The sequence below is a fragment of the Microbulbifer okhotskensis genome (genome assembly GCF_023895975.1).
Classification (GTDB): domain Bacteria; phylum Pseudomonadota; class Gammaproteobacteria; order Pseudomonadales; family Cellvibrionaceae; genus Microbulbifer; species Microbulbifer okhotskensis.
In genome coordinates, this window is sequence record NZ_JALBWM010000157.1 from 1 (window position 1) to 6,486 (window position 6,486).

General features: G+C 43.0%; 4 protein-coding genes. All 4 read right to left on the reverse strand.

The annotated features are described in order from the left end of the window. Positions 1 to 185: 185 nt before the first annotated feature. From MO867_RS19885 to MO867_RS19895, 4 genes are read right to left on the reverse strand one after another with little or no spacing between them, the layout of a single operon-like run. Entirely contained in the window at positions 186 to 1,709 is a 1,524-nt protein-coding gene (locus MO867_RS19885; RefSeq protein WP_256474211.1) for an efflux transporter outer membrane subunit, read from the reverse strand. Continuing rightward, positions 1,687 to 2,808 carry an HlyD family secretion protein gene (locus tag MO867_RS19890; protein ID WP_252472360.1) on the reverse strand — a complete coding sequence of 374 codons (1,122 nt, stop codon included), beginning with the start codon at positions 2,806 to 2,808 and terminating at the stop codon, positions 1,687 to 1,689. Before MO867_RS19890 ends, MO867_RS19885 begins: the two co-directional genes overlap by 23 nt. Before the next feature lie 2 nt (positions 2,809 to 2,810). Then, entirely contained in the window at positions 2,811 to 3,023 is a 213-nt protein-coding gene (locus MO867_RS24150; RefSeq protein WP_373565914.1) for a DUF1656 domain-containing protein, read from the reverse strand. A gap of 17 nt (positions 3,024 to 3,040) precedes the next feature. Next, positions 3,041 to 5,221, reverse strand: a complete 2,181-nt coding sequence (locus MO867_RS19895; RefSeq protein ID WP_252472361.1) for an FUSC family protein — start codon at positions 5,219 to 5,221, stop codon at positions 3,041 to 3,043. Positions 5,222 to 6,486: the final 1,265 nt, after the last annotated feature.

Here is a 6,486-nt window from a genome sequence, read left to right on the forward strand (position 1 = left end):
TCCGGTATAGAGTATGGGGGCATGAGCAGTTACACAATTTAAATTACAGCCTCCAGCTGGGTTCAGATACACTTACCAAAATTCGCAATAGAATCCATATAGCAATGGGCACAGAATTATAAATGCTGCTCCAAAGTGTATTTCAACCGAAAGAAGCGGACTCTGTGAATTACATCAGGTCCCAACTACTTGAGCTTGTTCCAGTAGGGGATCCGGTTGCGCATCTCCTTCCATACCTCCTCCGGAAGAAGTTCAACAGGAGCCAATCCATCATTTATTTGCCAACCGCCGCCTAAAGACAAGTATACCTGCACAAGATTTACAGCAACAACACCCCGTGCCACAGCCAAAATATCCTGCTGCTGAACATCAGAAACCAAGGTGGTGATCACGGTATCGAATTCCACTTGCCCGCCTGTGTATTGGGACAGTGAAATATTAACAGAGTTCTTTGAAGCATCCGCTGCAACTTCATAATGCGCCAGTTGTTGCTGAGATTTAAGATATGCGACAATTGCATTTTCAGCATCTGCTTGAGCCAGTAACACCACTTGCTGATAGTCAGATACAAGCTGCTGAAAAATTGCGTCCTGTAATCGAACGTTACTTTTCAGTCGCCCATAGTTGAAAATATTCCAATTGAATTCAACAAAAATATCCCAGGCATCACTGCTACCATTGAGTTGCCCCCCTCTGATATCAATAGCCCCTATTTCTCCCCCAATACTGAAATTTGGGTAAAGTTCTGCCCTCGCAACACCAATCAGCTCACCTTGAGCAGCTAGCCTATACTCGGCAGCACGTATATCTGGACGCTGCCGCAAAAGATCTTGGGGCATCCCAATAGTAATAACAGTGGGGGTATAAGGTATTGTTGAAGGTAAAGACACTATATAGTTGATACCACCAGGCGGCACCCCAAGTAGTATTGCCAGTGCATTCTTAAGCTGTTGCAAAGTTATTCCCAAACTGGGAATGCTCGCTTCAGTATTACTCAGCAGAGCCTGAGCTTGCTCCGCGTCTAATGCACTCACTTCACCCGCCCGGAATTTCACCTGAGCAATTCTCAAACTTTCTTTTTGCACACGGATATTTTCTCTGGCAACAACCAGGCGTCGCTTCGTTGTTCGAATGCTGATGTATGTCTGAGCTACCTGTGCGACAATAGATATGAGCGCACCATCATAGACCGCCATACTTGCCTTCAAGTCTGCCGCCGCTGAATTTACCAAACGTCTCAATTCACCCCAGATATCCAACTCCCAGGTTAAATTAAAATTTGGATAGAACTCGCTTTGTACATTACTTGTGATACCAGACCTAACATATTTTGATCTATCCACAAGGGCGTCAAGTTGTTGTGTTTGAGGAAATTGATTGCCGACAGCAATGGCCAGGATTTGCTGGGCTTGAATAGCTCTCAGGGCCGCCGACCTCAGTTCTAAATTATTCTCTACTGCCAATAAAATTAACTCGTCCAGCGCTTCATCTGAAAATGCAGATTGCCACCACAGTGGATCTATCAATTCAGAACTATCAATACGTTTATCATGCTGATAATTCCACTGGTCTTCTATATCAACCGGGGGAGGCTGATAATTCGGCCCCAGCATACACCCGCCTCCCAAAAGAGCGATTGCAACAACAGCAAAAGCTGAAAGCCGTATCGACCCGCAACAACTTAGCCTACTGAGTATGCACCGATACATCTTGCCCGGTGCCTGCTGAATCACTTATTACAAGCACAGAGCTGGTAAATCCAACTCGAAGCTTCACTTTTTCCGGAATATTTGTCAGGTGGATCCTTACCGGTATCCTCTGAGCGAGACGAATCCAATCAAAAGTTGGATCTATTTTCGGCAACAAATCATTACCTGCTGTTCCGTCCTCTCTTGCAATCCCCCACCCGATACTCTCGACATAGCCCTCTAACGGATGATCAGGATAAGCCATTAATGTCATTATTGCTCGGTCACCTGGAGCAATTCGCCGTACAAAAGTTTCACGAAAAAAACCGTCAATACGAAAGGTACTCACATCGACAACAGATAATGCCGGTTGGTTTGCGACCGCTTGATCGCCATATCGAAAATCGATGTTGGTAACATAACCCGAGACCGGTGCGGTAACGGTTGCATACTCCAGATTTAGCTCAGCCTGACGTACTAATGCAAAGGCGGCACGTACACTAGGGTTGTCAGCTCCAGGTGCACCCAGCTCTGCCTTCGCTTGCTCCAATTCTGCTTGTGATTGTTCCAAGACTGCCATCGACTCCACCAAAGAAGCGTCTGCTCCTGCACGATATTCTACGGTGGATTCGTAAGCAGCCTGGGCAGCCTGTAGCGCTCTTACCGAAGTTGCCCGCTGAGGTAGTAAATCTCTCTGCCGATCATATTCCGCTTTTGTCTTCACGACCTCTGCGCTCAATGCATTAATATTACTCTTAGCAAGGTCAATTGTTGCGACCGACTCACGAATACGTGCCTCATATGCGAGAACATTCTTATTCTGCGCCCTATAGTTATCTAGAGCCTCTTCATACTGCGCTTTGGCTTCTTCCAAGGCCGCTTGATATGTGCGTGGGTCTATCTGAAATAAGAGGTCACCCGCGTTAATAAACTGATTATTTCTGATCGGTAAATCAACAACCTGCCCAGAGACTCTCGGGGTCACTTGTATAATATCGGCTTGAACTTTCCCATCCCTGGTCCAGGGATTATTGAGATACTTCCAAAACTGGAAAACCAATAATAATATTGCAAAAAACACAAAACTACCTGTAAGAATATACTTCCTATACCTTTTCATCTTTATATCCCAACAAATACTGCTCCGATGAAAACCGCATAAATTATACTTAACGATATGATGACTACCGGAGGATTAGCAAAATACCTGGACAGGCGATAGTGATCCAAGAGCCTGGCTGTTAGCAGTGCTGCAAGCACACCGAACAACCCTATCACCAAGATTGGCGAAAGGAAAAATCCACCAAATGATATATCATGTGGCACCCTTTCCACTCAGCTACCCACTCACTTCAAAGACATTTTTCCTCACAAAAACACTCCCAGTCCACCGACTCTGACAGCCGGAAAAATTCAGCCAAATAGTTGTTAATACAATGAGCAACACCTAAAAAATATAAAAAATTTGACACACCCTCTTTTGACTCTTTGCTACACGCTCGCAACTCCATCAATTCACTCACATCAACATTCGCCCGCTCAAAAATCCTTCTATACCCTCTCCTCAAAGCATCAATATGGATATTTCTTTTTTTCCCCGACAAATAAAAAAATATTTTTCCAGCAAGACACCGCCAAATAAATGCTTCTCGAAGCATTCTTTTCGTAGCAATAAGATTCATTTTGCACTTATCAATGCGGTATAATATTTGCACTTGATTTGAAATAAGCATCAACAGATCAACAATTCTCGCTATTTGGTCTCCAGACATTCCTCGGATACACTTTTCATCGATACCATCCTTCCAATAGAGCACATTCTTATGAGAAATCGAAACAATGTTTAGATGGTACAGAATATACACGCGATAAAAGATAGATTGTTTTTTGTAGTCAGGGATATCGCCCTCCAGAACCAGGCAAGCAGCGCTATTAAGAAAACGATCTATATTATTTTTAAAGTTTCTCTCAGGATGAGAAGAAAATGGGATATTCCTGGAAACAGCTAGAATACAAAATATGATCGCCAGAACAAATAGATAGTTTGTATACACAGCAAAACTATACTCCTGGTAATTATTAAAATTAAAAACTATTTGCGGGAAAATCAATACTAGAGTTCTTATCATTGATTGCGGACCAAAAACCCTGACCGCAAAGTAAGAAATAACAAAAGTCCAGATAAATATCATCACTCCCAGCGAGTAAAACCCATGCAACTTCGGCATAACAAAAAAATAAAGCGGAGCGGACATCAGACACACCAAAATGGTGTAAAAACAGGTTTCAAATAGCTTGATTTGAGGGCTCATCGCAGCCAAAATTGCTATTATCGTAATCAAAAGAACAACTAGCAGCCCTCCCAACATATCTGGAACAAATAAATACGCTAAATAGGCTATCCATATTCCGACAAGCACCCGAACAACATTGGCCAATCTGTCCGGATCTGGCATGAAAAAACCAAACCAATGCGCCCCTCTTTCAGCTGGAAATTTTGAGTATGAATCCCCAAGATTTTTAATATCATTGACCGAATCTATTAATGATCGTGATTCTACTTCAAGATCATTCAGCGACCTTCGCGTAACCGACAAAGCGGCAGTATCGAATGTTGATATACCCTTTATCTTCTCAATATCTGCAAAAATTGCCTTTTCCTCTACGGTATCCACCAGCTCACTATTGGCAACCCCTTTTTTTATTCCGTCAAAACGTCGCTGCATATCCTCCACATAATCATTCACTCCGACAAGAAAATTGGATATCCCTAAATTACTTGAAAGAGCCAAACTTTCTTCTAACTTAAGTAGCGACTGGGTTACTGCTGTTGCACGAGAACCAAAATGATCCCATTGCTTACGCGACTCCCATACTTCATAACTATCGGAGCTGGCATCACTAATAGAGGACCGTAAGCGAGCATCTACTTTCAGCAGGTCAACCCGCTTTTCCGGGTTAATTTTTAATTTTTCTTTATTTTTCAACCTGGAAAAACAACTAGCGGCAAAAATACGATGACTATCCAGCAGCTGCGCAGATGCTTTTTGCAACTCACCGCTGCTACAATTGGGCCACACTAATACTGCAAAAAGACCATATACAACAATCCCCAGCAGAGATTCCTGGACGCGTAAAATACCTTCCTCATATGAAATAGATAAATCACCACCCGTCGCATCCCACAACATCAGAATCACATAACCACAAGTTATCCAAAAATACTGGTACCTTGATCTTTGTATGAAATAGACGCAGGCCGAGACCCAAATAGAGAGCGCAATCATAAACAGCCAACGATCTTGAGGGAACAGAGCGACAATTATCCACCCCCCCAGCATGGCGAAAAGTGTCCCGAGCATCCATAAAATGGCGCGATTTAGGGATTGCCCCAGATTTGCCTGACTGCATACAATAACGGCAAATCCGCCCCAAAAAGGCTTCTCCCAATTGATGCTCATCGCAATGGCATAAACAGTGACTAAAGCTGCCGCAAGTTTGAGCGACTCTTTAGCTGTACGTGATATGTGCAAAGCTGACTCCGACTCCGCTGCCGGCAACCCTGTGACATGTTACCATTCTTTTAGGCGTAACAAATCTTAAAGGCCCTTAATAAATTACCGGCGACCAAGGGAAGTATGGCATAGCCATATATAAGGAAATATGGAGTTATAGGTAAAACCACAATATTGGCGGAGCATTCAGTTACCTGCAAAAAGATAGAATCAGGTCAATTAACAGCCTGCTAATTTATAGGTAAGTGCATATAAATATAGAGCCCCCCGGTGGGGGCAGCCGCCGCCGCTGTTTATTTCGGATCGAGACTTTAGAGAAATTCCTGCTTGACCTACTCCTCAAAAAATATGAAACGGAAGAACTACAATTAGGAAATCCCCGCATAGATTTTGAGTAGACTGCTTTTTATACTCAGTAAACATGGCAGAGATGAGTTCAAGCCAAATCAATACAGATCTCAGACAAAGATTATCTCCCACACTATCTTTGTAACCACCAAACTAGCCCATCGAACGTGTATGGCTATAAAATTTTCAAAGTCCCACGAGCCTATAGTGGCTGCATTCATGGCTTTTAGTATCCCTTGCATGACGCATAATAAATCTATCAATTTTTAATAAATCGTGACCACCGATTAAATCTGCACACCTCGATGACTTAGATTGCTCAGGTGCTGCCTCTTACGACGCCGCCTACACCTAATGCAAGCCTAGGTTTGAGCCTAAACTTTTTCAGTGGTTATGAATGACAAAATGATGGGAAAACACCCTATCTGGATCAGAGGTTTCACCAATATTGAACTTTTCTGTGGCAGTTAACCTATCTCAGCTTATCTTGAATCCATCAATACCAACAGGCGAATGATCACATACTGCTCGGCACGAAAATTATCCCTCCACAGAGAACCCTAAGATCTTTTTGATAAGCCGCTCTTTGCTTTAAAAAAATGCGCCTCGCAACTGCATTTCATACTCCAAACATGAACCATGTGATTTGACAGGAATCCAACTTCGATTACAACATCCCCCCCCTACTCTTATCTCCCATTCAACCCAGCAAGAATGTGAATGTAGAATCATACAACAACCTCAAACAATGAAAAAATGAGAATTGACTTAAGAAATCAACAAATTTGACACTCCACCAATAGATTCACAATCATACCCAGCCCTACAAGTCTGACCTGAATACTTGCCCCCACATTAAACATCAACCCTACGCTGGCACCCCAGGGCTGTCCCATATAAATCGGTGTAAAAACGAACAGAATAGACCTAAAATA

Excerpts from the sequence above, each read along its gene's own strand:
- MO867_RS19885 (WP_256474211.1), bottom strand. The coding sequence starts at position 1,709 with ATGTATCGGTGCATACTCAGTAGGCTAAGTTGTTGCGGGTCGATACGG.
- MO867_RS19890 (WP_252472360.1), bottom strand. The coding sequence starts at position 2,808 with ATGAAAAGGTATAGGAAGTATATTCTTACAGGTAGTTTTGTGTTTTTT.